Source organism: uncultured Sphingomonas sp. (assembly GCF_937859915.1).
GTDB lineage: Bacteria > Pseudomonadota > Alphaproteobacteria > Sphingomonadales > Sphingomonadaceae > Solisphingomonas.
Genome location: NZ_CALMAW010000122.1, coordinates 1 through 27000 on the forward strand (window position 1 = coordinate 1; position 27000 = coordinate 27000).

Annotated in this window: 29 protein-coding genes and 1 tRNA gene; 17 read left to right on the forward strand and 13 right to left on the reverse strand. The window is 67.5% G+C overall.

The annotated features are described in order from the left end of the window. Both Q0326_RS16195 and Q0326_RS16200 read left to right on the forward strand, forming a co-directional pair. Window positions 1–1186: DUF5935 domain-containing protein (locus tag Q0326_RS16195; protein ID WP_298692424.1), on the forward strand; the 1186-nt coding region annotated here is incomplete at its 5' end. Then, complete coding sequence (locus Q0326_RS16200; RefSeq protein WP_298692426.1) at window positions 1183–2274, forward strand: acyltransferase; 1092 nt, start codon at window positions 1183–1185, stop codon at window positions 2272–2274. The genes Q0326_RS16195 and Q0326_RS16200, both read left to right, overlap by 4 nt. A 120-nt stretch (window positions 2275–2394) precedes the next feature. Here the strand turns inward: Q0326_RS16200 and Q0326_RS16205 are convergent, their stop codons facing one another. Continuing rightward, a complete protein-coding gene (locus Q0326_RS16205; RefSeq protein WP_298692429.1) occupies window positions 2395–2937 on the reverse strand; it encodes a type 1 glutamine amidotransferase domain-containing protein in 543 nt (180 codons plus the stop codon). A gap of 132 nt (window positions 2938–3069) precedes the next feature. Here Q0326_RS16205 and Q0326_RS16210 point away from each other — a divergent pair, with 132 nt between their 5' ends. Both Q0326_RS16210 and Q0326_RS16215 read left to right on the forward strand, forming a co-directional pair. Next, the gene (locus Q0326_RS16210; RefSeq protein WP_298692433.1) at window positions 3070–4083 is read left to right on the forward strand and encodes a DNA topoisomerase IB; all 1014 of its coding nucleotides are present in this window, start codon (window positions 3070–3072) and stop codon (window positions 4081–4083) included. Next, entirely contained in the window at window positions 4083–5321 is a 1239-nt protein-coding gene (locus Q0326_RS16215; RefSeq protein ID WP_298692436.1) for a mechanosensitive ion channel family protein, read from the forward strand. Before Q0326_RS16210 ends, Q0326_RS16215 begins: the two co-directional genes overlap by 1 nt. A gap of 27 nt (window positions 5322–5348) precedes the next feature. Here the strand turns inward: Q0326_RS16215 and Q0326_RS16220 are convergent, their stop codons facing one another. Beyond that, on the reverse strand, window positions 5349–6029 hold the full coding sequence (locus Q0326_RS16220) for a PAS domain S-box protein (protein WP_298692439.1): 681 nt from the start codon (window positions 6027–6029) through the stop codon (window positions 5349–5351). Window positions 6030–6254: 225 nt separating this feature from the next. Here Q0326_RS16220 and Q0326_RS16225 point away from each other — a divergent pair, with 225 nt between their 5' ends. Then, window positions 6255–6608, forward strand: coding sequence for a hypothetical protein (locus Q0326_RS16225; protein WP_298692441.1), 354 nt, complete (start codon window positions 6255–6257; stop codon window positions 6606–6608). Window positions 6609–6648: 40 nt separating this feature from the next. Here the strand turns inward: Q0326_RS16225 and Q0326_RS16230 are convergent, their stop codons facing one another. Next, a complete protein-coding gene (locus Q0326_RS16230; protein WP_298692443.1) occupies window positions 6649–7473 on the reverse strand; it encodes a transglutaminase family protein in 825 nt (274 codons plus the stop codon). Window positions 7474–7529: 56 nt separating this feature from the next. After that, complete coding sequence (locus tag Q0326_RS16235; protein WP_298692445.1) at window positions 7530–7727, reverse strand: hypothetical protein; 198 nt, start codon at window positions 7725–7727, stop codon at window positions 7530–7532. A gap of 250 nt (window positions 7728–7977) precedes the next feature. On the opposite strand from Q0326_RS16235, the gene Q0326_RS16240 reads away from it, so the two are divergent. Continuing rightward, window positions 7978–9900 (forward strand): KUP/HAK/KT family potassium transporter, encoded by a 1923-nt coding sequence (locus tag Q0326_RS16240; RefSeq protein WP_298692448.1) that lies wholly within the window; start codon window positions 7978–7980, stop codon window positions 9898–9900. Between the two features lie 143 nt (window positions 9901–10043). After that, window positions 10044–11342 carry a sugar MFS transporter gene (locus Q0326_RS16245; RefSeq protein WP_298692451.1) on the forward strand — a complete coding sequence of 433 codons (1299 nt, stop codon included), beginning with the start codon at window positions 10044–10046 and terminating at the stop codon, window positions 11340–11342. Window positions 11343–11393: 51 nt separating this feature from the next. Here the strand turns inward: Q0326_RS16245 and Q0326_RS16250 are convergent, their stop codons facing one another. Next, window positions 11394–12581: a M48 family metalloprotease gene (locus tag Q0326_RS16250; RefSeq protein WP_298692454.1), complete on the reverse strand. Its 1188-nt coding sequence runs from the start codon at window positions 12579–12581 to the stop codon at window positions 11394–11396. Between the two features lie 75 nt (window positions 12582–12656). Further along, window positions 12657–13130 (reverse strand): DUF4188 domain-containing protein, encoded by a 474-nt coding sequence (locus tag Q0326_RS16255; RefSeq protein WP_298692457.1) that lies wholly within the window; start codon window positions 13128–13130, stop codon window positions 12657–12659. 58 nt (window positions 13131–13188) lie between these two features. Between Q0326_RS16255 and Q0326_RS16260 the strand changes: the two genes are divergently transcribed. Continuing rightward, the gene (locus tag Q0326_RS16260) at window positions 13189–13749 is read left to right on the forward strand and encodes a TetR/AcrR family transcriptional regulator (protein WP_298692460.1); all 561 of its coding nucleotides are present in this window, start codon (window positions 13189–13191) and stop codon (window positions 13747–13749) included. A gap of 73 nt (window positions 13750–13822) precedes the next feature. Here the strand turns inward: Q0326_RS16260 and Q0326_RS16265 are convergent, their stop codons facing one another. The 5 genes from Q0326_RS16265 to Q0326_RS16285 all read right to left on the reverse strand — a co-directional run bounded on the left by Q0326_RS16265 (window position 13823) and on the right by Q0326_RS16285 (window position 18119). Next, window positions 13823–14200, reverse strand: coding sequence for a DUF779 domain-containing protein (locus tag Q0326_RS16265; RefSeq protein WP_298692463.1), 378 nt, complete (start codon window positions 14198–14200; stop codon window positions 13823–13825). Further along, complete coding sequence (adh, locus tag Q0326_RS16270; RefSeq protein WP_298692606.1) at window positions 14200–15735, reverse strand: aldehyde dehydrogenase; 1536 nt, start codon at window positions 15733–15735, stop codon at window positions 14200–14202. Before adh ends, Q0326_RS16265 begins: the two co-directional genes overlap by 1 nt. 92 nt (window positions 15736–15827) lie before the next feature. Beyond that, window positions 15828–16997: an alkene reductase gene (locus Q0326_RS16275; protein ID WP_298692466.1), complete on the reverse strand. Its 1170-nt coding sequence runs from the start codon at window positions 16995–16997 to the stop codon at window positions 15828–15830. A gap of 85 nt (window positions 16998–17082) precedes the next feature. Beyond that, window positions 17083–17343 carry a hypothetical protein gene (locus Q0326_RS16280; RefSeq protein ID WP_298692467.1) on the reverse strand — a complete coding sequence of 87 codons (261 nt, stop codon included), beginning with the start codon at window positions 17341–17343 and terminating at the stop codon, window positions 17083–17085. A gap of 38 nt (window positions 17344–17381) precedes the next feature. Beyond that, on the reverse strand, window positions 17382–18119 hold the full coding sequence (locus Q0326_RS16285; protein WP_298692470.1) for a metallophosphoesterase: 738 nt from the start codon (window positions 18117–18119) through the stop codon (window positions 17382–17384). 432 nt (window positions 18120–18551) lie between these two features. Here Q0326_RS16285 and Q0326_RS16290 point away from each other — a divergent pair, with 432 nt between their 5' ends. The 4 genes from Q0326_RS16290 to Q0326_RS16305 all read left to right on the forward strand — a co-directional run bounded on the left by Q0326_RS16290 (window position 18552) and on the right by Q0326_RS16305 (window position 22329). After that, window positions 18552–19760 (forward strand): polysaccharide pyruvyl transferase family protein, encoded by a 1209-nt coding sequence (locus Q0326_RS16290; protein WP_298692473.1) that lies wholly within the window; start codon window positions 18552–18554, stop codon window positions 19758–19760. Next, window positions 19753–20667 (forward strand): phytanoyl-CoA dioxygenase family protein, encoded by a 915-nt coding sequence (locus Q0326_RS16295; protein WP_298692476.1) that lies wholly within the window; start codon window positions 19753–19755, stop codon window positions 20665–20667. Before Q0326_RS16290 ends, Q0326_RS16295 begins: the two co-directional genes overlap by 8 nt. 15 nt (window positions 20668–20682) lie before the next feature. Beyond that, window positions 20683–21957 carry a glycosyltransferase family 4 protein gene (locus Q0326_RS16300; RefSeq protein WP_298692479.1) on the forward strand — a complete coding sequence of 425 codons (1275 nt, stop codon included), beginning with the start codon at window positions 20683–20685 and terminating at the stop codon, window positions 21955–21957. A 141-nt stretch (window positions 21958–22098) separates the two neighbouring features. Then, window positions 22099–22329, forward strand: coding sequence for a hypothetical protein (locus tag Q0326_RS16305; RefSeq protein WP_298692481.1), 231 nt, complete (start codon window positions 22099–22101; stop codon window positions 22327–22329). Window positions 22330–22458: 129 nt separating this feature from the next. Here the strand turns inward: Q0326_RS16305 and Q0326_RS16310 are convergent, their stop codons facing one another. Beyond that, window positions 22459–22731 (reverse strand): hypothetical protein, encoded by a 273-nt coding sequence (locus Q0326_RS16310; RefSeq protein WP_298692483.1) that lies wholly within the window; start codon window positions 22729–22731, stop codon window positions 22459–22461. Window positions 22732–22878: 147 nt separating this feature from the next. Between Q0326_RS16310 and Q0326_RS16315 the strand changes: the two genes are divergently transcribed. Next, window positions 22879–23244, forward strand: a complete 366-nt coding sequence (locus tag Q0326_RS16315) for a hypothetical protein (RefSeq protein WP_298692485.1) — start codon at window positions 22879–22881, stop codon at window positions 23242–23244. A 110-nt stretch (window positions 23245–23354) separates the two neighbouring features. Here the strand turns inward: Q0326_RS16315 and Q0326_RS16320 are convergent. Continuing rightward, window positions 23355–23428: transfer RNA gene (locus Q0326_RS16320), tRNA-Gly, on the reverse strand. 333 nt (window positions 23429–23761) lie between these two features. Here Q0326_RS16320 and Q0326_RS16325 point away from each other — a divergent pair. The 4 genes from Q0326_RS16325 (at window position 23762) to Q0326_RS16340 (ending at window position 26982) form a co-directional block, all read left to right on the forward strand. Further along, on the forward strand, window positions 23762–24754 hold the full coding sequence (locus tag Q0326_RS16325; protein ID WP_298692488.1) for an amidohydrolase family protein: 993 nt from the start codon (window positions 23762–23764) through the stop codon (window positions 24752–24754). Window positions 24755–24876: 122 nt separating this feature from the next. Then, window positions 24877–26352, forward strand: coding sequence for a L,D-transpeptidase family protein (locus tag Q0326_RS16330; protein WP_298692491.1), 1476 nt, complete (start codon window positions 24877–24879; stop codon window positions 26350–26352). Window positions 26353–26366: 14 nt separating this feature from the next. Further along, window positions 26367–26675 carry a hypothetical protein gene (locus Q0326_RS16335; protein WP_298692493.1) on the forward strand — a complete coding sequence of 103 codons (309 nt, stop codon included), beginning with the start codon at window positions 26367–26369 and terminating at the stop codon, window positions 26673–26675. 1 nt (window position 26676) lies between these two features. Then, window positions 26677–26982 (forward strand): alkylphosphonate utilization protein, encoded by a 306-nt coding sequence (locus Q0326_RS16340; RefSeq protein ID WP_298692495.1) that lies wholly within the window; start codon window positions 26677–26679, stop codon window positions 26980–26982. The last annotated feature ends 18 nt before the right edge of the window (window positions 26983–27000 follow it).

Here is a 27000-nt window from a genome sequence, read left to right on the forward strand (position 1 = left end):
CGGCTTCGTCGCGGTCGACGACAAGGCGGGGACGCGGCTCTCGGTGCGGCAGGCGATCCTGATCCTGCTGCTCGCCTGGTGCGGCTACACCACGTTCAACGCCGACTTCCCGCTGCCGGCGCTCGAAAAATGGGGCTGGGTGTGGAAGGCGCTGGTGTTCGCGATCTTCCTGCCGTTCACGCTGCGCACCCGGCTGCGGCTCGAAGGGCTGCTGCTGTTCATGGTGCTGTCCGCCTCGTCGATCATCGTCGTCGGCGGGATCAAGACGATGCTGGGGGGCGGTGGCTACGGCACGCTGAACCTGGGGCTGACGGACAATTCGGGGCTTTATGAGGGCTCGACGATCTCCACCGTCGCGGTCGCGATCATTCCGACGATCCTGTTCCTCGCCAAATATGGCACGATCTTTCCGCGCAGCTGGATGGTGCGGCTGTTCAGCCTGGCGCTGGTCTTCTCCTGCCTGCTGATCCCGATCGGAACCGCGACGCGCACCGGCCTCATCTGCATCGCGCTGGTCGCGGTGATGGGTCTGCGCGATTCGAAGCACCGGCTGCTCTATATCGGCGGCATGGCCATCGCGCTGCTGTGCGCCGTTCCGCTGCTGCCTGCCGCCTATACGCAGCGGATGAACACGATCCAGGGCTATCAGGCCGACGAATCCGCCTCGACGCGGATCGCTGTGTGGGGCTGGACGTGGAACTATGTCCAGGATCATCCCGCCGGCGGCGGCTTCGCGGCCTATCTCCAGAACCACATCACCTTGCACCTCAAGGACAATCATGGCGAGGCGCTGGGCGCCAATTCGGTCGAATATGACAAAGCGCGGGCCTATCACTCCTCCTATTTCGAGATGCTCGGCGAACAGGGCTTCTTCGGCCTGGGGCTGTGGGTGCTGCTCCATGTCGCCAGCCTGGTCCGGCTCGAGCTGCTGCGCCGCCGCTTCCGCAGCGCGACGGGTGCCGACGAACGGTGGATCGCGCCGCTCGCCACCGCGCTGCAGAGCGGCCATCTCGTCTATCTGGTCGGCTCGCTGTTCATCGCGATCGCCTTCCAGCCGTTCGTCTACATGCTGATCGCCGCGGAGATCGGCCTCGATTCCTACGTCCGCCGCACCCGCCCCGAACGGCCGCGCATCGCGATGGGCGCGGCGGCAGGGGCCGCACCGACGATCGCGATGCCCGCATGACGCGGCGCGAGCTCCGGCCGCTGACCTCGGTGCGCGGCCTGTTCGCCTGGGCGGTGGTGCTCTACCATATCCGCCTCGCCTGCCGCGGCTGGTTGCCGGCAGGCGTCATCGCGGTGCTCGCCAAGGGCTATCTCGCGGTCGACATCTTCTTCCTGCTGTCCGGCTTCGTGATCTGGCTCAACTATGGCGCGCGGCTGCGCGGCCGCGGGGCGACCGCCGATTTCCTCGTGCGCCGGCTTGCGCGGATCTGGCCGCTGCACGCGGTGATGCTGGCATTCGGGACGGCGCTGGCGCTGCTGCTGCTCGCGACCGGCCGGCAGGCGGACCGCTTTCCGTTCGCGCAGCTGCCGCTGCACGTCGCGATGATTCAGGATTGGGGCTGGTCCGATGCGCTGCTGTGGAACGACCCCGCCTGGTCGATCAGCGCCGAATGGGCCGCCTATCTGCTCACCCCGCTGGCGGTGCTTGCGCTGCCGACGCGACGGGTGCCAACTTCGCTGCTGATCGCCGCGGCATCGCTGCCTTTGCTCGGCCTCTATGCGCTGATGACGCTCGCGCAGGGCGGTCTCGGGTCCTCGATCTCGCAATTCGGTCTGTGGCGCTGCCTGGCGGAGTTCAGCTGCGGCGCGATGCTGTCGACGCTATGGGCGCGCTGGCGGGGTGCCGCCCGGGCCGAGATGGGGTGCTGGGTCGTCGGCCTGCTGACGCTCGCCGCATGGAGCATGGGCGCGCCCGAAGCGCTGGCGCTGCCCTTCGCCTTTGCCGCGCTGCTGCTCGCGCTTGCGCTCGGCGCCGAGCGCCCGCGCCACGTGCTCGCCGGACGCGCTATCCATTGGCTCGGCGAGATCAGTTATGCGACCTACCTGTCGCATTTCCTGCTGTTTTTCGCGTTCAAGCTGGTCCTGGTCCGCGACGCCGCCAACGTGCCGCCGGCCTTGATCGCGGCCTATCTGGGGCTGGTGCTGATCATGTCGGCCGGACTGTACCGTTTCGTCGAGCGGCCGGCGCAGCGGGCGATCCTGCGAACCTGGGCCCGCCGCCGGGGACATCGAGGTCACCCGACAGTCTCGCGCGAGGCGCTCGGCTGAACGAGGACTGCCGGCGCCTACTCGTCGTCTCGGACCTGATCCGCGCTCATAGACGCGGCGCCAATCGTCGGGCGCCGCCCCATCAGGTCCCACGCTCGTGGAAACGGCGGACGAGCCGGCTCAATCGCGCTCGATCGACTTGATCAGCGCCTCGGTGAAGGCGGGGATGTCATCAGGCTTGCGGCTGGTGATCAGCCGACCGTCGACATGGACCTGCTCGTCGACGACGGTCGCGCCGGCATTCTTCAGATCGGTGCGGACCGAGGGCCAGCTGGTCAGCGTGCGCCCGTCGATCACGTCGGCCTCGGCAAGCAGCCACGGCCCGTGGCAGATCGCCGCCACCGTCTTGTCGGCGGCGAAGAAGTCGCGGACGATGCGCAGCGCTTCGGCCTCGAGCCGCATCTTGTCGGGATTGGTAGTGCCGCCCGGGATCAGCAGCGCGTCGTAATCGGCGGCATTCACCTCGCTCAGCACCAGATCCGGTGTGATCGTCGCCGCCTTCTCGGTGTCGTGCTCCATTCCCTGGATCGGATCGGTCTTGATCGAGGCCAGCGTCACCTCGGCGCCGAGATCGAGCAGGCTGGCGCGCGGCGAGAACAGTTCGGATTGCTCGAAGCCGTCGGTGGCCAGGATGAGCACCTTGGACTTGTCGATCATGGGCATGGCGGGTCTCCTGCTGGGCCGTGATGGTCGGCGATCAAACGGATGGCGGCCAGACCGCGTTCCGTGCGCACCGGAACGATAGCGCGCCCGATCGCGTTGGCCCGGCAGCTGAACGAGAAGCGGCGAGGAGCGATGACGAATCCCAGCCTGGTCTATGTCGACAACGACCTGCCCGGCCTCACCCGCCGCAAGGCCGGGCGCGGTTGGGCCTATTTCGACGCGCATGGCACGCGCGTCACCGACCGCGACGAGATCGACCGGCTCAACGCGATCGGCATGCCGCCCGCCTACAAGGATTGCTGGTTCTGCCCGAGCGCCGACGGCCACATCCAGGCGATCGGCTATGACGACAAGGGCCGGAAGCAATATCGCTACCATCTCGACTTCCGTGCCGCCCAGGACGCGGCGAAATACGAGCATTGCGTCGATTTCGGTCATGCGCTGCCGCTCGTCCGTCGCCAGGTCGACAGCGACCTCGCGGTGCGCGGCGTCGACAAGCGCACCGCGGTCGCCGCGGTCGTGCGGTTGCTCGACCTGGGCCATGTCCGCGTCGGCAACGACGCCTATCAGCGGGACAATGGCAGTTTCGGCGCGACCACGCTGCGCAACCGTCACGCCAAGGTGACCGGGGGCAAGCTCAAGCTCTGCTATCTCGGCAAATCGGGCAAGACGCAGACGCTGACGATCGAGGACCGCCGGCTCTCCGCGGTGGTCAAGCGCGTGCAGGACCTGCCCGGCCAGCGACTGTTCCAATATCTCGACGACGCGGGCGAGCGGCACAATGTCACCTCAGGCGACGTCAACGACTATCTGCGCGAGGCCTCGGGCGGACCGTTTACCGCCAAGCATTTCCGCACCTGGGGGGCGAGCGTGATCGCCTACCGCACGATCGTCGAGGCGGGCGCCGAAGGCATCGGCCTGAAGGCGGTGCTGGCGCCGGTCGCCGAGGCGCTGGGCAACACCCCCGCGATCAGCCGCAAAAGCTATGTCCACCCGGCATTGATCGAACTCGCCAAGGCCGGCGGACTCGAGGACGAGGCACCGGTACGGTTGCCGCGCGCGACGCGCTGGCTGTCGCCGGCCGAGCGCGGGCTGATCGCCTTTCTCGACGCGCTGGTGCAGACGAGCGCGATCAAGGCCGCCTGATGTCGTCAACCGCCTCCAAACCCAATTTTCCCGCCCACGTCTTCACCCCGCCGACCGATGTCGCCAGCCAGGCGCGGATGTTCGTCGCCGAGACGGCGACGTGGTTCTCGGCCAATGCGCTCCGCATCGTTGTCGCGCTCGCGGTCGGTGCGGTGCTGGTCGCGGCGCTGCTGTTCGTGCAGAAGCTCGCCCAGCGGCTGTGCCGCGACAATGCCGCGCTGGTCGACTGGAAGACGATCGTCGGCCGCGTCGCCAGCAAGACGAGCTTCTGGTTCCTAGTCGTCGTCGCCGCGCGGCTGGTCGACGGCTATGCCGACACGCCGCCGCTGCTCGACAAGACGATCGGATTCCTGTTCACCGTCGCGCTGACCTTCCAGGCCGCGGTCTGGCTGCGCGAGCTGACGCTCGGCTTCGTCGAGCATCGCGCCGGCATGACCGACCAGGACCATGGTGCGCTGGCGTCGGCCACCGGCATCATCCGCTTCCTGGTCTCGTTCACGCTGTTCTCGCTCGCGCTGGTGCTCGTGCTCGGCAATCTCGGCGTCAACGTGACCGGCCTCGTCGCGGGCCTCGGCGTCGGCGGCATCGCGATCGGGCTCGCAGCGCAGGGCATCTTCAAGGATCTGTTCGCGGCGCTCGCGATCATTTTCGACCGCCCGTTCCGCAAGGGTGACAGCATCAAGTGGAATGGCATTTCGGGCAATATCGAGGCGATCGGGCTCAAGACGACGCGGATCCGCGCGGTCACCGGCGAGCAGGTCGTCGTCGGCAACGCCTATATGCTCGAGAAGGAGCTGTTCAACCTCGCCCGGCTCGACCGGCGGCGGATGATCCTCTCGCTCGGCGTGACCTATTATACGTCGGAGGACGTCTGCGATCGCATCCCCGACATGCTGCGCACGCTCGTCGCGGCCGTGCCCAAGTGCAAGGTGGTGCGCGTCGGGATGATCGGCTTCGGCGATTCCAGCCTCGACTACGAGCTGCAGTTCGACGTCGCCTCGTCCAACTATAACGAGGTGTTCGACGCGCGCAGCCAGGTTTGCCTCGGGATCCTGCGTGCCTTCAACCAGGCCGGGATCGAGTTCGCCTTCCCGACGCAGACGACGATCACCGCCGATCCGTCCGGGCGCGGGATCATGCCCTATCCGGAGGCGACTCCGCATCAGGACGAGACGATCGCTGCGACCGACGCGCCGGCAAGTCCCGACCGCGAAACCTCGGATGAAACCGCGCCCTGATCCGCCAACACTCTCGGGCGCGCGCCGTCAGGCCGACAGGCGCTGCCGACCGCTTTGCAGATCGTTGACCTTGGCCAGATGCGTTTCCAGCCGTCTATGGGCGTCGCCGGTCAAACGGAACGCCTTGGCCGAATGCGCGTCGGCCGCGCGGATCTCGATCTCGATGATCCCCTTGCCCAGCAGGATGTCGATCCAGCGCCCGGCGCGCGAGTCGGGCAGATCAAGTGCCGCAGCGAGGCCGGCAACGCTGATCGCGCGGCCTTCGGCTTCGGCGATATAGGCGGCGAGGATCACATCCCATGCGGTGTCCGTGATCAAGGCGGGATCGAGCACCACCGCGCGATCCTCGCGGCAGGTGACGAGAAGTCGCGCGCAATCGAGCAATCGCGCCGGCGCGCGTGGCTCGCTGCTGGCGACGATCGGGTCGATCGTCGCCACGATCGTCCCCGGACCGTCGCCGCCCTCAACCATCGACACCGAATTCACCACCCAGACCAGCGTGCCATTGTCGCGGATGAAGCGCTTGGAGATCCGGAACGGGGTGTGCGTGGCGCGCAAATGGGCGATCGCCACGCCGCATTCGGCGCGGTCGGCCGGCGCGGTCACATTCAGCACGGCGCGCCCGATCAGCATCGCCGGCTCGGCTTGCATGATAGCGCAGAAGCCACGGTCGATGCTGACCAGACGGCCCAGCTCATCGATCAGCACATGCCCAGCCTGAAACATGGTAAGTCTCTCGACAGATTGGCTTATTTCGGTAATTCTTGGTGGATATTAGGGCAGTTTCTCTTACCGCATACTAGCGATGCGTGCGCGTATCAAGCGAACGCGACTGTCCATTGGTCGATCTTGACTCGCTTTTGTCGGTGAGAGAAGAACGCGTTTCGCCGAGATGGAGCCGAATGTGGACGGTACGCGCCTAGAGGCACATCGATGATGTTGCCGCAGCTGAGCCTTCCGGCCATCACGCGCCTGCATGGCGAGTTGCTCGGCCATCTCGCGCAGCTCGACCAGCTGGGCGAGCACGTCGCCGCCGCCCATCTCGCCGCCGCGATCGACTCGCTGGAGGAGCGGATTGACGGGCCACGCGTCGAAATGGTCCGCAACAGCAAGGGCGACCCCGTCGAAGCCATGGCGCGCGGCCTGATCGCGCGGTTCGGCGAGCAGGCTGCCGACGCGGCGCGGCGCCAGATGCAGGGCGCCTCCGGGCAGGTGCTGCTCACCTGGGCAGCGATTGCGAGCCGCATCGACCAGATCCACTGTCGACAGACGATCAGCCCCGCCTAGCCGCGCGCCCCGGATCATCGAACGCCGCTGGCAGCTGCACCTAGGGCTGGACGACGCCGAGCCGATCCTCGTCGGTATAGACCTGGAAGCGCGACAGCGTGACCGCCCCGAACGTGTTGGTCAGCGCGACGTCGGTGGCGTCGCGGCCGCGCGCCATCAGGATCCGGCCGCGACGCGGGTAATTGTGACGCGCATCGAGCGTGTACCAGCGTCCGCCGAGATAGACCTCGGTCCAGGCGGAGAAGTCCATGTCGCCGACCAGCGCCGGCAAGTCCATGTCGCCCATATAGCCGGTGCAATAGCGGGCCGGGATGTTCATGCAGCGACAGAGCGCGATCGCGAGATGGGCATAGTCGCGGCACACCCCAACCCGCTCCTCATGCGCATCCCACGCGGTCTTGGTCGGACGCGCCATCTGATAGTCGAAGCGGATGCGTTCGTGGACATAGGTCATGATCGCCTGCGCCCGCGCCCAGCCGGGCGCGATCGAGCCGAATTGCGCATAGGCGATGTCCGACAGCAGGTCGGTCTCGCAATAGCGGCTGCCGAGCAGGTACATCAGCACCTCGTCGGGCAGATCCTCGACGCGCGCCTGCTGCGCGTCTGGTGCGACCTCGTCGGGGAGAAACGGATCCTCGATCACAAAGCCGGTGGACAGGGTGATGCCGCCGGCCGGGATCGTCAGTCGCGTGCAGATATTCCCGAAGCTGTCGATATAATCGTAGAGCGGAACATCGGGCACCGACATGATCCGCTGCGCGGTCCGCAGATCCTTGTTGCGCGACGCGTGGACGCTCAGATTGGCGAGCGTCGGCACGGGCCGGGTCGTCTCGAAGCGGATATCGTAACCGGCGCGGATCAGCATCGAGGGTCTTTCGGCGGGAGGATGGGGACGGGCGGCGGGCGCCTGCGATGGACGGCTCAGCCCTTCTTGGTCGGGGCCGCGATGCCCTTGACCGACGGGTTGGACGCGTTCGCCTTTGCCGGTGCGGCTTTCTTGGGCTTGCGGATTTCCTTGCTGCCCTTGCGCTCGCTCTTGGCCATATCGTGCTCCTGCCGGCGTTCGAGCCGGTGGGCCAACGCTCTGATCCGGCATCGGAGCAGGAAGGTCGCGCGCATGTCGATGGCCAGGATCGAAAGCTCGGCACCGCGGCGCGCTGCGACCCATGTAGGGGCACGGCTAACATAAAGCAAAAGATCGCGCGTAGCGGCACGGCTCGTAGTGCAGGCCGTTCATTCCTTGCGTTAATCGACGCGGCGGTGCGCCGACCTGCCCGGATCATAATGCGCCTTCGGTCGTCTGTAGGGAGCCGGTCGCCGGCCGCCCGCAGCGGACGAGAGCGCGCCGAACGCCGTGGTTGGAGCCGCAATGACACCCGACACCGCACGAAATGCTGACAGGACCGTCGTCGCCTCCCACCGCAAGCATGGCAGCGCCGCGATCATGTCGCTGGCGGCGCTGGGCATCGTCTATGGCGATATCGGCACCAGCCCGCTCTACGCCTTCAAGGTCGCGCTGCAATCTTCGGCGGGCTCGGGGCTGTCGCCGGCCGCCGCCGCGATCGGTCTGGTGTCGCTGATCATCTGGTCGCTGCTGATCGTGGTCTCGCTCAAATATGCGATCCTGATCCTGCGCGCCGACAATCGCGGCGAGGGCGGGGTCGTCGCGATGCTGGCGCTGCTCAACGCCCGCGACGCGCGGGCGGGGACGTGGCGAGGCTATCTGCTCGTGGTCGGATTGGTCGGCGCGGCCTTGCTCTATGGCGACGGGGCGATCACGCCGGCGATCTCGGTATTGAGCGCGGTCGAGGGCCTCAAGGTCGATGCGCCGGCGCTCGACCGGCTGGTGCTGCCGATCACCGTGATCATCCTGCTCGTGCTGTTCGCGGTCCAGACCAAGGGTACAGCGTTCATCGGGCGGCTGTTCGGCCCGATCATGCTGGTCTGGTTCCTCGCGATCGGCGCACTCGGCTTCGCCTCGATCGTCCACCACCCGGCGGTGCTGATCGCGCTCGAGCCCGCGCCGGCACTGGAATATCTCGCGCACGCGCCGCTGGCGGTCAGCTTCGCAGCGCTCGGCGCGGTGTTCCTCGCGGTCACGGGCGGCGAGGCGATGTATGCCGACATGGGCCATTGCGGCCGGATGCCGATCCGCATCGCGTGGTTCGCGATCGCGCTGCCTGCGTTGATCCTCAACTATCTCGGGCAGGCCGCCGGCGTGGTCGCCGATCCGGCGGCGGCGGCCAGCCCCTTCTTCCGCCTGTCGCCCGGCTGGGCGCATTATCCGCTGGTCGCGTTCGCGACCGCGGCGACCGTGATCGCCTCGCAGGCGATCATCTCGGGCGTGTTCTCGCTGACCCAGCAAGCGATGCAGATGGGGTTCCTGCCGCGGCTGCAGATGCGCCACACCGCGCAGGACGAGGCGGGACAGGTCTATGTCCCGTTCGCCAACTGGATGCTCGCGGTCGCGACGCTGGCCGCGGTACTGATCTTCCGCTCGTCCGATGCGCTGGCCGGCGCCTATGGGATCGCGGTGGCAGGCCTGATGGTCATCTCGACCTTCCTCGCCGCGCTGGTGGCACTGCGCTGGGGCTTCAACCCGATCGCCGTCGCCGCGGTCAACGGCGCCTTCCTGATCGTCGACCTGGTCTTCTTCTCGGCCAATGCGACCAAGCTGCTCGAGGGCGGCTGGTTTCCACTGCTGATCGCGGGGACGATCGCCTTCCTGATGCTGACCTGGCGGAAAGGCCTGCTGCTCGTCGAGCGCGCGCGCGCGCATCAGCGCGAGGATGAGGCCGCCTTCGTCGGCGCGATGCGCGAGGAGAAGCTGGTGCGTCTCGACGGCACCGCCGCCTTCCTCAGCGCCGCACCCACCGGCATCCCGCTCTCATTGTCGCATCACCTCCGCCACAACCGCGCGCTACAGCGGCGCGTGCTGCTGGTGTCGGTCGTGACCAAGGACATCCCGTTCGTGACCGCCGACGACCGCGCCACGGTCACCTTCCTCGCCGACGGGTTCGAGCGCGTGCTGCTCAACTACGGCTTCATGGAGCCGCTCGACATCCCGGCCGGCGTCGCCGCCGCGCGCACCTGCATCCCACGCGACGAGCTCGGCGAGGTCAGCTATTATATCGGCCACGAAACCGTCATCGCGAGCAGGCAGGTCGAGGGCATGGCGCCGTGGCGCGAACGGCTGTTCGTCACGATGCAGCGCAACACCTCGCCCAACGGCGCGTCCTTCTGCATTCCGTCGCGGCAGATCGTCGTCGTCGGCATGGAAATCGAGATCTGAGATCCGTCGCGCCGCCCCGACCTGCCCACCCAATATGGCGCCGACGTCCCGATCCGGCGTGCCCGCGAATAATCGGCTTCGACAGGGCCGCCTGCTTTGCGTAAGCGCGCAGATCGCAACGACGTGAAAAGCAGGGGAGCGAGATGATACAGACGACAGGGGCGATCGATCCGGCAAACGATCCCGCCGCCGCGCGCGCGGCAAGCGAAGGCATCGATGCGCCCGACCTGCGCTGGTTCGTGTTCGCGCTGTTCTTCATCTTCGGCGGCATCACCAGCCTCAACGATGTGATCATCCCCAAGCTCAAGGACCTGTTCACGCTGACCTACGGGCAGGCGCTGCTCGTCCAGTCGGCCTTCTTCTTCGCCTATTTCGTCTTCTCGATCCCCGGCGCCGCGATCGTCCGCAAGGCGGGCTATATGCGCACCGCGACGATCGGCCTGCTGGTGATGATGGCGGGCTGCCTGATGTTCGTCCCCGCCTCCGCCTCGGCCTCCTTCCCGGTGTTCCTGTTCGCGCTGTTCGTGCTCGCGGCCGGCATCACCATCATCCAGGTCGTCGCCAATCCGCTGATCTCGCTGCTCGGGCCGGCGGCCTCGACCTCGAGCCGCCTCACCTTCGCGCAGGCGTTCAACTCGCTCGGCACGACGATCTTCCCCTATGTCGGCGCGATCGTGATCCTGGGCTCGCTCGCCAAAGTCGACGGCTCGAAGCTCGAGGGCGCGGCGCTCGCCGCCTATCGCATGGCCGAGACGCGCACCGTGGTGCACACCTATCTCGGGCTCGCGCTGGCGCTGCTGATCGTCGCGGGCGTGGTCTGGACGCGGCGCAACCGGCTCAAGGAGGCGCAGGACCAGACCGGTTCGATGTTCCACGCCTTCACGCTGCTCGCCCAGCCGCGCTTCGCCTTCGGGGCGCTGTGCATCTTCCTCTATGTCGGCGCCGAGGTCTCGATCGGCTCGCTGATCGTGAGCTATCTCGAACAGGCCTCGACGCTCGGCCTCGACGCCGAGAGCGCCGGCAAGCATGTCCCCTTCTATTGGGGCGGCGCGCTGGTCGGCCGCTTCATCGGATCGTGGCTGCTGCGCGTCGCCTCGCCCGGCAAGGTGCTGGCGGGGGCCGCGACCGGATCGATCCTGCTGATCCTGCTGTCGGCGAACAGCGCCGGCGGCGTCTCGGGCTGGGCGCTGCTCGCCATCGGTCTGTGCAACTCGATCATGTTCCCGACGATCTTCAGCCTCGCCTCGCAGGGCCTCGGCGTGCGCGCGGCGGAAGGATCGGGCGTGCTCGCCACCGCGATCGTCGGCGGGGCGATCATCCCGCCGCTGACCGGCCATTTCGCGGACGTGGCGGGGCTGCACATCGCCCTCGCCGTGCCCGCGGTCTGCTATGTGATCATCGCCGGCTTCGGCCTGTTCGCCGGGCGCGCCGTCGCCCGCTAGGCCCGGCGAACGACCGCGCGATCGCTCCGGCCACGCTGGATCGATCGCGCGCTATTTGCCGACAAGCTCGGGATGCTGCGCCTTCCAGACCATCGCGCGGTGGACGCGGCGCTCGACGCTTGGATGATCGTAGAAGATCGCCTCCTCCAGCCAGGAGGGTGACGACGCGCGGTAGGCGATCGTCTTGACCAGCGCCTTCGACAGGCCGTCGGGCTCATGCGCATGCTCGAACGAGAAGCGGTCGGCATCGCTTTCCTGCAGACGCGTGAGCGTATTGGTCAGTGGCGTGGCGAGCAGCCCCAGCGTCGACACGATCGCGATCAGGATCGGCAGGCCGGCCGGATCGGCGATACCCGCGATCCGCGGTTCGCCGATCCAGCCGAGCACCGGCAGGAACAGGCGAGCGACGATCCACAGCATCACCACCGAGAGGACGCCGAGCACGACCACGGCCCAGAAGACATGGCCGCGCGCATAATGGCCCATCTCGTGCCCGACGACGCCGCGCACCTCGGCGATGTCGGCGCCCTGCGCGAACATCGTGTCGCTCATCGCCACCCGGGCCGAACCGAACAGCCCCGAGACGTTGGCGGTATAGCGTTCGGACTGTTTCGAGCCGTTGAACACGAAGATCTTGTCCGACGGCACGTGGCTGACCTTGGCCAGGGCCACCACCGCATCGCGCGTCGGCCCGGGCGGCGCCGGCGTATAGGTGTTGAACAGCGGCTCGATCAGCACGGGGCCGAGGATCATCATCACCGCCAGCATGAGCACGACCACCCCACCGGACCACGCCCACCACCACCGCGGCGCGCGGCGGATCAGCGCATAGACCGCGAGCCCGATCAGCGCGGATAGGATGGCGCTGATCGCCAGCGACAGGATGTTCTCGCCGAGCCAGCCGCCGAACGCCTGCTTGGTGAGACCATATTGCCCCTCGCGCCACCATGCCGAATCGATCGACCAGGGCAGTTCGATCAGCCAGTCGGCGACCAGGAACAGCAGGACGCAGCAGACTACCGCGAGATTGGGTCTGCGCCGCCGCCGCTCGATCCGCGCGCGCGCGTGGACGAGCAGACCGGATCGCAATATGACCCACGCCGCCGCGATGCCGATCAGCCAGCCCCACAGCAGCATCCAATGGCCGCCCTGCGTATAGGCGATCGCCTTGGCATGCGCCGCGGGCGAGAGCGTCGCCATATAGGCGGCGGTTGCCGCATCGGGATCGAACCGCGCCATGTCACCGCTCCTACTGCCTGTGTTGCCAGGCTAGTTCACGAACAGGCGGCTGCAAAGCGCCATCGTTCCCGTCGCTTAGGCGATGGCGGGCTCGGCCCCGCCCTGGACGCGGGCGCGGGCGGACATGAAGCGGCCGACCGGTTGCCGCGCGGGCGCGAAATGCTGCAGCCCCACCGGATCGGGCATCGCGACGTAGAGCGCCTCGACCCCGCCGCGGGCGTGATAGGTCTCGTGCCAGAAGCCAGCCCCCGCCGAGAGTTCGCGGATGCGCTTCCACCAGTCGGCGTGCGGTTCGCTGCGCGTGAAGGCCTCGAGTGCGTCCAGGTCCCGCCAATATTGGCGGAAGCCGAAGTGGAGGAGGCTGAACATCATGCCCTCATGCGCGAGCAGGCCGTCCGGCTGCTGGCGGGCGATCTGGGCGAGGCCCGGCCCGATCCGCAGCATGGCGAGCAGGCCGCGCATCGTCCGGATGCGAAATCCGAGCATGATCATCACGAGATCCGGATAGTCGGAAAGATCGACCGATTGGCGATTGATCGCGGCTTGCATCGCGCGGCTCCTTGCTGCTTACGATGTACACATAGCGAAGAAAGTGTACGCTGTAAACATGGCCGATGAGACACCCCCCGATCTGCGCGCGCGGCTTATCGCGATCGCACTCGACGCACTGGAACGCGGTGAGGATGTCGGCCTGCGCGCGATCGCGCGCGATGCCGGAGTGTCGGCGATGGCGCCCTATCGCCACTTCCGCGACAAGGCGGCGCTGCTCGCCGCGGTGGCGATGCGCGGCTTCGACGATCTCAAGGCCGTGCTTCTCGATGCCGACCAGCGCGCCGATGCGGTCGCCGCGCTGGTCGCGCAGGGCGAGGCCTATATCGCCTTCGCCCGCGCCAACCCCGCCTTGTTCAGGCTGATGTTCGCGGGTCATGACGGCGGCCCGCCCCCCGCCGACGACAATGCCTATGGCGTGATGGTGCGGCGCTTGCAGCAATTGGCGCCCGTCAATCTCGACGCTGCCGCCCTCGCCTGCTGGTCGGGGGTCCATGGCATGGCGACGCTGGCGCTCGACGGCGGGCTCCCCGACGATGCGACGGCACTCGAGCACGCCGCGCTGACGCTGATCGTGCGCGGCTTGGCTGGCGCCGCTCCTCCGTCATCCCGTCCTTGATCCGGGATGCATAAACGCAGCGCGCAACGGTCACGCGGCGCGTCTGCAATCACGCCAGCGCGGGAATGAGCGCTCAGCGCGACGCGTCGGCATCGCCCAGTGCCACCAGTTCCTGCGCATCGAAGGTCCGCGACCGCGTCAGGAACCGCTGCTCGCGGCCATTGTCGAGCGAAAACATGCCGCCCCGACCCGGCACGACATCGAGCATCAGCTGGGTATGCTCCCACAGCGCGAACTGCTGCCGCCCGATATAGACCGGCATCCCGCCGACCTCGCCGAGCCGCACGTCCTGATCGCCGATCAGCAGATCGCCCTCGGGATAGCACATCGGCGAGGAGCCGTCGCAGCAGCCGCCCGACTGGTGGAAGATCACCGGGCCGTGGTCGGCGACGATCTCGGCGAGCAGGGTCAGCGCCGCCGCGGTGGCGCCCACGCGTGGCGGCGCCTCCATCAGAAGAAGCCGAGCTTCTTGGGGCTGTAGCTCACCAGCATGTTCTTGGTCTGCTGATAATGGTCGAGCATCATCCGGTGGTTCTCGCGCCCGATCCCCGATTGCTTGTAGCCGCCGAACGCCGCGTGCGCGGGATAGGCATGATAGCAGTTGGTCCACACCCGTCCGGCCTGGATCGCCCGCCCGAAGCGGTACGCGCGCGACCCGTCGCGCGTCCACACGCCGGCGCCGAGCCCGTACAGCGTGTCGTTGGCGATCGCGAGCGCGTCGGCATCGTCCTTGAAGCGCGTGACCGACAGCACCGGCCCGAAAATCTCCTCCTGGAAGATGCGCATCCGGTTGTGACCCTCGAACACGGTCGGCTCGACATAATAGCCGTCGCTGAGCGCACCGCCGCGATCCGCGCGCTTGCCGCCGGTGAGCAGCGTGGCGCCCTCCTGCGTGCCGATGTCGATATAGCTCAGGATCTTCTCGAGCTGCTCGGACGAGGCCTGCGCGCCGATCATCGTGGCGGGGTCGAGCGGGCTGCCCTGCACGATCGCCTCGACGCGCGCGATCGCCTTCTCCATGAAGCGGTCGTAGATGCTCTCATGGACCAGCGCGCGGCTCGGGCAGGTGCAGACCTCGCCCTGGTTGAGCGCGAACATGGTGAAGCCCTCGAGCGCCTTGTCGAGGAAGTCGTCATCCTCTTGCGCCACGTCGGCGAAGAAGATGTTGGGCGACTTGCCGCCGAGCTCAAGCGTCACCGGGATCAGATTCTGGCTGGCATATTGCATGATCATGCGGCCGGTGGTGGTCTCGCCGGTGAAGGCGATCTTGGCGATCCGCGGCGACGAGGCGAGCGGCTTGCCGGCCTCGAGCCCGAAGCCGTTGACGATGTTGAGCACGCCGGGCGGCAGCAGGTCGCCGATCAGCTCGGCGAGCAGCATGATCGAGGCGGGGGTCTGCTCGGCAGGCTTGATTACTACGCAATTGCCGGCGGCGAGCGCGGGGGCGAGCTTCCACACCGCCATCAGGATCGGGAAGTTCCACGGGATGATCTGCCCGACGACGCCCAGCGGCTCGTGGAAATGATAGGCGACGGTGTCGGCGTCGATCTCCGAGATGCCGCCTTCCTGCGCGCGGATGCAGCCCGCGAAATAGCGGAAATGGTCGATCGCAAGCGGCAGGTCGGCGGCCATCGTCTCGCGGATCGGCTTGCCATTGTCCCAGGTCTCGGCGAGCGCGAGCAGATCGAGCTTGGCCTCCATGCGATCGGCGATGCGGTTGAGGATCAGCGCGCGCTCGGCCGCGCTGGTCCGGCCCCAGCTGTCCTTCGCCGCGTGGGCGGCGTCGAGCGCCTTGTCGATGTCGGCGGCGCCCGACCGCGCGATCTCGCAGATCTTGCCGCCGGTGATCGGCGAGACATTGTCGAACCACCGCCCCTCGACCGGATCGACAAACGCGCCGCCGATGAAATTGCCGTAGCGCGCCTTGAACGGCGAGCGGGGTTGGGGCGCATGCTGCGGCGCGTCGGCTGCGGGAGCGGTATCCAGAGCGATGTGGTCCACGACTCTCTCCTATGCTTTGATTGCCCGCAGAATAGCGCAAAGCGGGCAAGCGGCACAGGAGAGAGGTGCGGCGCCGCCTAGCGCTCGTCGCCCGTCACGACGATCTGCCCGTCCATCCCCGGCCAGTCCGAATAGCCGACCGCTCCGCCGCCATACCAATATTGCTTGGGGGCTTCGGCGAGCGGCGCGCCCGTCCGCAACCGCGCGACGAGATCGGGATTGGCGAGGAACGGGCGGCCGAAGCTGAACAGATCGGCGTCGCCCTCGGCCAGCGTCTTCTCAGCGAGGTCGAGCGTATATTGGTTGTTGGCGATATAGGCGCCGGAGAAGCGCTTGCGCAGGGCGTGGAAGTCGACATCGTCGGGCACGTCGCGGGTCTGCTGGGTGACGCCCTCGATGTCGTGGACGTAGAGCAGCCCGATCGCGGACAGCGCATCGACGAACGCACCATAGGTCTGCATCACGCTGCCATCGAGGGGCGTCTTGCCGGGTTCGGTCGTCGCCGGCGAGATGCGGATGCCGACCCGGCCGGGCCCCCAGACGTCGACCACCGCGCGCACCGCGTCGAGCGGGAAGCGCAGCCGGTTTTCGATCGAGCCGCCATAGCGGTCGGTGCGCTGGTTGGTGCTGTCGCGGATGAACTGCTCGAGCAGGTAATTGTTCGCGGCATGGACTTCGACGCCGTCGAACCCGGCGGCCTTCGCCTGTGTCGCCGCCCGGCGATAGTCTTCGACGATTGCGGGGATCTCGTCGGTCTCGAGCGCGCGCGGCGTGACGAAGTCCTTCATGCCGTCGTTGGTGAACGCCTGCCCTTCCGCCTTGATTGCGGACGGCGCGACCGGCAGCGCCCCGTCGTGGAGATCGGGATGCGAGATGCGCCCGGTGTGCCAGAGCTGGAGGAAGATTAAGCCGCCGCGGCGGTGAACCGCGTCCACGATCGGCCGCCATGCCGCGACCTGCGCATCCGACCAGATGCCGGGCGTCATCGCATAGCCGCGCGCCTGTGCGGAGATGTTGGTCGCCTCGGTGATGATCAGGCCGGCGTCGGCGCGCTGCCCATAATAGTCGGCAGCGAACGCGGGCGGCACGCCCTGCTCGTCCGAGCGGCTGCGCGTCAGCGGTGCCATGACGATGCGGTTGGCCAGCGTCAGATCACCGATAGTGACCGGCTGCAGGACGGGGCTGGCGGATGAGTCCGACGCGGACGCGTTCGGCGCAGATGAGTTCGGCGCAGGAGAGTTCGGCAAGGCATGATCCTCTGTGGGAGCGGCAAGACCCTCGCGAGAGGTGCCGCTACAACGCGCGAAGCGCCGCTTGCTCCCGTCGTCGAAATTATGCCGATCGCTCGACCAGTTCGACGACCTCGAAGTCGTAGCCTTCCCACCCGCGTTGCCGTGCCGCGTCTGCGGTAGCGCGGGACTTGCCGGTCGCTTCGCGGAGCGACTTGGCATGGCCCCAAAAGACCTCCGTCCGCCCGCCCCCGAGATGCGCCACGATCCGCCAATAATGCGTGAACGGCACCGCCGTCGGGCCGATCGTCTTGACGTAGCCATCGGCAAGCGTCGCTGTCAGGACGCGTTTTCGTTTCGCCATCGCGGTTTAGCGGATGCCCTCGGGCGATCCATGATCGGTCACACGAGTTCTTCGATCAGGATCCGTCCGGTCGACAGGCATTCGGTTGGTATCCAGGACATGTTGGCGACACTCAAAGGCTCGTCTGCCGCTGTGCGCCCGACATAGACATGATCGATATTGCGGATCGGCTTGAACGTTCCACCTTGTTTCGCGATCTTCGCGCGCTCGCCCACCGTGAGCGCGGACGCCCGGATCTCGGGCTCCTCGAGTCGGCTGGAGAAACGCGTCCAATCGTCTCCGGCGACATCCGCGTGCACCAGACCGACGCTGCGGCCGCTCGGCGTGATCACCGTGATCGCCACCGGCAGGGCCTTGACCTTGGCGACGCAGGCCGCGCGTTCTTCCGGCGAGCGCCAGGCGAACCAGACGCCGCCGTTGCGGGCATGCTGGTGGTAATTGCCCGTCGCGGCGTCCAGCAACAGCATCTCGTGATAGCCGAGCGTGCTGCTGAACCAGGGCTCGTCGAGCAGCGCGAGTACGGCCGGGCTGGCCGGGCCCCAATCGACGAGATTGCCCAGCGCGTAGAGGTGATCGCGCTCCTTGTCGAAGCCGACCGCGTCGAGCGATGCGAGCAGGGGTTCGATGCATCCGTGGATGTCGCCGCACACGAAGATACGGCCATTATCCATCGAAAAATCCGACAGTCCGGAATCGAACAGCATGCCCAGGCGGCGCGCACCGAGATACAGCATCAGCAGGAAGACGAGGTTTCCGCCGATGATGGCCGAGATCAAGGGTGCTCAAGATATACCGACCCCGGACGGCAGGCGTCCGCCGCACCTCGCCGTCGCGCTGGCCCGGATGCGCCCGCGTGACCCCACGCCCGGCACGACGATACGCTGGACGGTCCTTCGCCGGCATATTCGCGCTTCACGTCGCCGCCTCGCTCAAGCCTCGCCTCGTCCTCTCGGCCTAGGGTGATATCAGGTTAATGCGACAGGGACAGCGCTTGCAAGCAAACAAGCATATGCACCGGAGCCGAGCGACGGCGTGCGCGGCCATCGGCGTCCTAAAGCGCGCCCAACGGTTTGACGCAAAGGATGCGCCGACCTCGCGATAGGCATTGCGCGCATGGCCAAAGCCGGTCAGGCATACAAAATGACCGACGCGGCACCTCCCGGATCGCTCAAGCGGATGTATGACACGCTTGCGCAAGACCGACACCGATGAAGATAGTCGTTTTCAACGTCCGGCATGGCGCCAATCTCGGCGACCAGCTGATAGCGGAATGCCTCGCCGCCGAGCTTCGGGCAGCCGACGCGGCGGCAACCGTCGTCACCGAAGATCTTGCCGGACGCGACGCGCCGCAGACCGGCGCGGGCACGCGTGGCATGCGGGTCGCGGCGCTGGCGATCCTGGCGGCATTGCCGGGATCGCTGCGGCAGATGGTGGCGGGGCGGATGCTCGATCGCCTCGTTGGCCGCCGGCTGATGCCGCGCCGGCGTTCTCTGCTTGCCGATGCCGACGCGATCGTGATCGGCGGCGGCGGGATCTTTGCCGACAGCGACCTCAACTTTCCCAAGAAGATCGCAGCGGCACTGCGTGCGGCGGCGGAACGCGACCTGCCCGTCGCCATCCACGCCGTCGGCGTATCGCCCCATTGGTCGCGCGCCGGCCGGCGGTTGTTTGGTGAGGGACTGTCCGCCGCACGACTCTCCGGCATCAGCGTCCGCGACGATCGCGCGCGCGACCTGTGGAATGCGGAGCTGAGCGGATATACGCTACCCGCGGTGACGATCGCCCCGGATCCCGCCCTGACGCTCTCTGCGCATTTCCCCGCGACGCCGACAAGGCGCGGCGGACCGACGCACATCGGGCTGTGCCTCACCTCGCCGACGGCCTTGCGCTACCATGGGCGCGACACATGGTCCGCGCGCGCGATCGAACAATGGTATTGCGCGCTCGCCGCCGAACTCACCCGCCGCGGCCATGTGGTGGTCGGCTTCACGACGGGCACGATCGAAGACGACCGCTTCGCCGCGGCGATCGAAACGCGCTTTGTCGCGGCCACCGGCGGCAAGGGGCGGATTGCCCCGACCTGCACATCCGCGGCCGAGCTGGTCTCGCTGATCGGCGAATTCCATGGCCTCGTCGCGCACAGATTGCACGCGCTGATCGTCGGCTACGCGGCCGCCATTCCCGGGCTCGCTTTGGCGTGGGACGCCAAGATGGTCGGGCAGATGGAGATGCTCGGCCATCCCGATCGCCTGCTCGATCCCAAGCGCTCGACGGCGACCGAGACGGCCGACCGGCTCGACGCGATCATCGCGGACGGCGTCGACCTCGACCGCCGCGATGCGCTGATCGCGGAGGCGCGGGCGAGCACGCAGGCGTTGATGCGGACGCTCCGCGCGGCGGTGACGGCGCATGGCTAACAAGCTCCAGCGCGTGCTGGCGAGACTGCCGACCTATTGGACCTATATGCGCGAGCGCCCGTCCTGGGTCCTCGTGCTCTTGGGCGGTCGCGTGCTCTTCGTCCGCCAGGTCGAGCGCCAGCTGCGGCGGGCAGCGCCGCGATCCGTGCCGCCGACCTTGTCCTCCCGACTGCACGTCGACGCGCCCGACCGGATCGTTCCGGAGCTCGAGCGCGACGGCGTCTCGCCGCGCCTCACGCTGTCGGCGAGCGATGTCGCCGCCATCCGGGCGTTCGCCGAACAGACGCCGTGCACGACGCGCGCGGCGCCGATCCGCAGCTTCCTGGCGGGCGATATCGACGCGGTGAACGCCGAGCGTCCGCGCGACGTCATCGCCGCCTATTTCTTCGACCGGATCCACGAATGCCCGACGATCGCGAAGATCGAAGCCGATCCGCTGATCCGTGCGATCGCGGAAGGCTATATCGGCGGCACGCCACACCATATCCGTACGCGGCTGTGGTGGAGCTTTCCCGGCAAGCGCGTCGCCGAAGCCGATCTCCATGCCGCGGCTCAGGACAAATATCATTTCGATCTGAACGATTTCCGGACGGTCAAATTCTTCTTCTATCTCACCGACGTCGATCGGATGTCGGGGCCGCATGCCTATATCGCGGGCAGCCATCACAAGCGGAAGATCCGCCACCAATACACGCTCATGGTGGGCCATGACGAAGCCGAGCTTCGTGCCTATTATGGCGACGACCGGTTCCATGTCCTGACCGGCCCGGCCGGCACGGGGTTCGCCGAAGACCCCTTCATCTTCCATGTCGGCATGACCTGCAAGGAACGTCCGCGCTTGCTCCTCGAAATCGAGTTCGGGCCGGCGATCGCGAGCAAGAGCTATCGATATGGCGAGATCGGCTAGGCCGTGACGCGCGGCATGGCGGACCGCCATCCAGATCGCCTCGTCGTCCTCAACGATCTTTCGCACCCCGCGGGGGGCGCGACCGCGGTGGCCCTCGAATCGATCCGGCTGATGCGCGCGCGGGGGATGGCGGTGACGCTGATCACCGGCGACATGGGCGACAATCCGGCGCTGCTGGCGGACGCGGTCGAGATCGTCGCATTGGGTCGGCGGAGGCTCCGCGCCGCCAACCCCGCCCGCGCCTTCCTGTCCGGACTATATAACCGGGCGGCGCGCGACATGACCGCGCGGTGGATCGCCGCGCATGACACGCCGGGGACGGTGTACCACCTCCACGGCTGGAGCCAGATCCTCTCGCCGGCGATCTTCGAGGCCCTGGCGCCGGTGCGGGATCGGCTGATCTTGTCGGCGCACGACTTCTTCCTGGTCTGCCCCAACGGCAGCTTTTCCTTTCTCAAGACCGGGAGGGTGTGCCCGCATGTCCCGCTCAGCCCGAGCTGCGTCGCGGCATCCTGCGATCGCCGAAGCTATGCGGAAAAGCTTTGGCGTGTCGCGCGGCAGTTGATCCAACGCCATTTCTACGATCCGGCCACGTCGCCGCCGGTGCTCGTGCCCCACGGCGCGATGACCCCGTTCCTGCGCCGCGGCGGGATACCGGCGGGCGCCATCGCGACGCTGCCCAACCCGGTCACCGCCTTCTGCCGCGGGCGCATCGCCGCCGAGGACAATCGCGATATCCTGTTCGTGGGACGGCTGGAGGCGACCAAGGGCCCCGACCTTGCCCTCGCGGCCGCGCGGAAGGCGGGCGTGACGCTGCGCGTGATCGGCGACGGTGCGATGCGCGGCGATCTGGCCGCGCGCTATCCCGAGATGCGCTTCCTCGGCGCGCAATCACGCGACGGTATCGCCGAACATGCGGCGCAAGCTCGACTGCTCCTGATGCCAAGCCGCTACCCCGAGCCCTATGGACTGGTCGCCGTCGAGGCGATGTGGAGCGGGTTGCCGGTCATCGTGCAGAAGACGGCGATGCTGGCGCCGGAGATCGTCGCGGCCGGCGCCGGCTTCGCATGTGATCCGCTCGATACGTCTGGATTTGCCGCACAGATCGCGCGGCTGGCGGCCGACGACGCAACGATCGCGGACATGTCGGCGAAGGCGTTCTCGGATACGCGCGGGCTTGGCCTCTCGCCCGCCGCATGGGGCGAGAGGCTCTTCGCCCTCTATGACGACAGGCTTAGGGGTCCTGCCGGCCTTGCCTCCGTTCGCGCACGATCCGCCGCGCCGCGCTGACAGGCGGCGTTGCGCAACGCGTCGCTCTGCCGCGGCCGTCGCCACTCATCCATTGGTCGCGCGACCTAAATCGGTCTTGCGCGACCACGCTCCGGGATGTCTTCTCGACGCATCCAGGCGCGACAGACGCGGAGAGGCAAGATGGCGTCGGCAAGCTATAAACTCTATGTGAGCTATGCGCCGAAGGCCGGCGCCGCGCCGTGGCGCACCCGCTGCGAAGCGCGCCTGTCGTCCGCGCCGCCTGCCGCCGCGCGCAAGCCGGACGGCGTTACCGGGAACGGGAGCAGCGCAATCCGGGGGATGATCTATGCGAGCCCGATCGCCATCATGCTCTGGGTGCCGATCCTATGGGCGGTGAGCCGGATCTTCTGACCCCGACACCAGACGTTAAGCGCGTCTTCACCCCTCACGCGATAGAGCAGTCCCGCTGCACCCTCAGCATGAAGCCCGCTGGTTGCTGTCCTGCCGCCAGCGGGCTTCTTACCCCGCGGCACGCAGCCGTCAGGCCCGGAAGGGCGCGCCATCCTGTCGAGCGCAGGACGCGGGCCTCAACTGGTCCTCAAGCGTGCGGAATAAGCGATCATCGCTGGTCCGCACGTTGATGTGAACACTGCCGCGGGATACCAGCACATAATGTTCGGTCCCGACGGGCACGACCGACCGAATGTCCTTGACCCGGTCACTGGCCACTTCGATTGAGCGCATCGTCACCATATCCCGACTCCCTGCTTGATCTGCCGCCATCATGACTGTGAAGGCGGGCATCTCAACCATGCCGTGGCGGCGCCTGTATCGGGCTGGGACAGGCGACGGTGAGGCGACCGAAGCGCCAATCGCAGCATCCGGCCACGACGGCGGCGCAGTTCGCACTTCCTTAGAGATTGCCGTCTAGGCCGGCCGCGGGTGGCCGAGGAAACCGATATGAACGCGCCGGTGACAATCATCAAAGACGAGCGGTCGACGTTTCGGACCGCCTGCGCCCAGCAGGTGTATGTCGAAGCGGCGGGCTGCATGCATTTCCCGGCCGCGCTGATGGACGTCTCCTCATCCGGGTTCCGCGCCGCGGTAAACGGCCAGATCGCCATGGGGGCCGTCGTCAAACTCCGCTATGCGACGAACCGCGAAGCGATCGCGATCGTCGTCTGGCAGACCGATACGACCATTGGCTGTCAGTTCATCGCGCCGCTCGGCCACGCCGACGTGACGCTGATTACCCGCGGATTTGGTCTGGTCCCATCGGGCGCGCCGAAATTCGGCCACGAGCCGCGGGCCTGCGCGGCCGATTGAATGCGGCACCGCGCCGCCGACCGCGCATCACGAATATGGATCGAGCGACGGGGCGGCAGGACGTCCCGCACCATGATCCACGCCTAGAATGCTGTCTGAAATGGTTTTTATGGAGCGGGTGAAGGGAATCGAACCCTCGTCGTAAGCTTGGGAAGCTTCTGCTCTACCATTGAGCTACACCCGCACATCACCGGCCTGGCGCCGATCGGACCGCCTGTGTGCCCGCGATTTCGAATCCGGGGCAACGTCGTGCGATCTGAGCGGCGAGTGCCACATTCCTGGCCGCGCCGTCAACGCGTAAGCCGGCGCCGACGTCGCCTGGCGTCGGATCATCCGCATCGCCGATATAGCGCCGACCGCACACGCGCCGTCGGGCTGTCATCGGTTTGCCGCAGCGTGGACGCCAGCGCGAACGGAACGCTGTCCTCTTCGTTTCGCTCTATCTTAGGTGACCGTGAAACGAGGCGGTGCGTTCCTCAGGAACGGCGACCGTTCGCATAGGATGAAAGGACGCGAATTGAAGATCATTGGGCTCGAGGAGCATTTCGTTACCCCCGACGTGCTCGCAGCGTGGCACGCGCTCGATCCGCGATGGCAGGACCCGGGTCTGCAGCATCACGAGCGCGGCGAGATCGGTGCGCGGCTACTCGATCTGGCCGAGCGGCGCATCGCCGACATGGACGAGACCGGCATGGACGTGCAGGTGCTCTCGTTGACGGCACCCGGCGTACACAGTCTCGAACCCGGCGACGCGGTCGCGCAGCAGACCGCGAGCAACGACCTGCTCGCCGCGACCGTCCGCCGCTGGCCGGACCGGCTGCAGGGTCTCGCGACGCTCGCCACGCCCGATCCGCAGGCGGCGGCGGCAGAGTTGCGGCGTGCGGTGACGCAACTGGGTCTGAACGGCGCGATGCTGTTCGGCCGGACGCGCGACCGCAATCTCGATCATCCCGACAATTGGCCGATCTTCGAGGCCGCGGCGGCATTGCGTGCGCCGCTCTACATCCATCCGCAGGCGCCCGTGCCCGCCGTGCGCGACGCGCTGTACAGCGGCTTCGGCGACGATGTCGACGCGGCGCTCGCGACCTTCGGGCTCGGCTGGCATTATGAGACCGGCGTGCAGATCCTGCGCATGATCCTCGCCGGCGTGTTCGACCGCTATCCCGACCTCCAGCTGATCACCGGCCATTGGGGCGAGGTGGTGCTATTCTATCTCGAACGGATCGACGGGCTGTCGCGCGTCACCACGCTCGAACGGCCGATCTCCGAGACGTTTCGGCGCCATGTCTCGGTGACCCCGAGCGGGATGTGGAGCCAACGCTATCTGCGCTGGGCGCTCGACGTGCTCGGTCCCGAGCGCATCCTGTTCTCGTCGGACTATCCCTATCGATTCACGCCGAACTCCGGCGCGCGCCGGTTCCTCGACGCGGCGGATCTGTCCGAGACCGATCGCCACGCCATTGCGCACGGCAATTGGGAGCGGATGGTCGCCGGCATACGGCGCGACTGATCGTGCGGCTTGCGCTGACGCGTCGACCCGTTAGGCATGCCATCTGAGGCGTCCGTCCAGATCGTCGCCCGGCGGCGATCTGGCAGGGCGTCATCGCCTATTATTGTGATTGGAAGTTGCGCGTGAAGCCTGTCCTGCGTCGTGCCCTGTCGGCTACGCTGTTCGCGCCTGCGCTGCTGGCGGCGACGCAATTGCCGGACAATGCGACTTCGCCGCCTGCGGCATTGCCGGTCGCGCCGCCCCCGGTCGTCGCGCCTGCCCCGCCGATGCCGTCGTTGAGCACGGAGCAGCTCGATCAGCTCCGCCATATGCTCGACGGCGCCGCGGCCGACGGGATCGCCGCCGGCGGGCAGACCAGTGCGGCGCCCGCGGATGCCGATCCCGACGCGGTCGTGCGGGCGGCGCTCGATTATGCCAGCGCGCTCCACCACGGCCGCCTCGCCGACTCGGACTTCATGGGCAATTGGGGACTGAAGCCGCCGCCTTATGATCCGCGAGCCGCCTTCGTTGCCGCGGTTCGCGCCGACCGGCTGTCCGCCTGGATCGCGTCGCTGCCGCCGCCCTGGTCGGGCTATGATACGCTCAAGAAGGCGCTGGCCAGCTACCGCGGGATCGACAAGGCCGGCGGCTGGCGCCCGATCGAGGCAGGCCCCGATCTGGCCCCGGGCGCCAGCGGCGCGCGTGTCGCGGCGCTGCGCGCGCGGCTCGCGATTGAGGATCATGGCCTCGCCGCCGGGGCCGACCGCTATGACGACGCGCTGGTCGCCGCCGTCCAGCGTGCCCAGCGCCGCTACGGGCTCGAGCCCACCGGCACGCTCGGCGCGGCCACCGTCGCCGCGCTCAACGTCAGCGCGCATGATCGCGTCCGCCAGATCGAGGCGAATATGGAGCGCTGGCGCTGGCTGCCGGCGACGCTGCCTGCGCACCGCGTGCAGGTGAACATCGCCGCCGCCGTGCTTACCGTGTTCGACGCCGACAAGCCGATCATGTCGATGCGCGCGGTCACCGGCCGGCCGGGCGACGAGACGCCGATGCTGTCCTCGACGATCCACAGCATCGTGTTCAATCCGCCCTGGAACGTGCCGAGCTCGATCGCGACCAAGGAGCTGTGGCCCAAAGAACATGCGCATCCCGGCTATCTCAGGGCGCACGGCTTCAGCGTGATCGGCACCGGCGGCAGCGCGCGGCTGCAGCAGAGCCCCAAGCGCAGCGCGCTCGGCAAGGTCAAGTTCGACTTCGCCAACCCCTATGGCGTCTATCTCCACGACACGCCGACGCAGGGCACCTTCGATCGCAACAGCCGGCTTGCCAGCCATGGCTGCGTGCGCCTCGCTCATCCGGTCGCGCTTGCCAAGCTGATGCTGCAGGCCGATCCGCTGTGGACCAGCGATGCGATCGACGCCGCGCTCGCGAAGGGCCAGACGGTGCGCGCGCCGCTCGGCGATCCGGTGTCGGTCTATCTGTTCTATTGGACCGCCTACGCCAGCGCCGACGGCAAGATGACCTTTCTCGGCGATCCCTATGGCTGGGACGGCCAGCTCGCCGACCGGCTGACGACCAGCGCCGATCGGGCCAAGCAGATGACGGCATCCAACTGATGGACACGCGCCTTATGTCGATCCGCACGCCCCTCCTCGTCGTCGCCGTCGCCGGCCTGTTGCTCGGCGGCTGCCACAAGCAGCGCGAACCGGAACCCGAAAACCAGACGACGGAAACGCCCGCGCCGGTCGTGCCGGAACCGGTCCGAGAGCCAGAGCCGGTCGCGGCGCCCACTCCGAAGCCCGTCGCGCCGAAGCCCAAGGCCGCGCCCAAGCCGTCGGCCGACGAGCAGATGCTCGACGACGCCGATGCGACCGGCATGACCTCGCATGCCAACCGCGAGACCGACGCGTCGGACAGCGCGGGCAACAGTCAGCAATAGCATGGCGGACGACGACTATGTCTATGACGAGGCCAGCGGCGAATGGATGCCCGCCAGCGACCGCGCGGCGCGGATGCCGCCAGCGGACGCCGCGATCCTGGTGCGCGACGCGGTCGGCAACCTGCTCATGGACGGCGATCAGGTCACACTGATCAAGGATCTCGCGGTCAAGGGCGCGGGTCAGACGCTCAAGCGGGGCACCGTGATCAAGTCGATCCGGTTGACCGGCGACGCGCAGGAGATCGATTGCCGCTACGACGGTATCAAAGGCCTCGTGCTACGCGCGGAATTCGTCCGCAAACGGTGACGATGGCCGGAGCGCGCG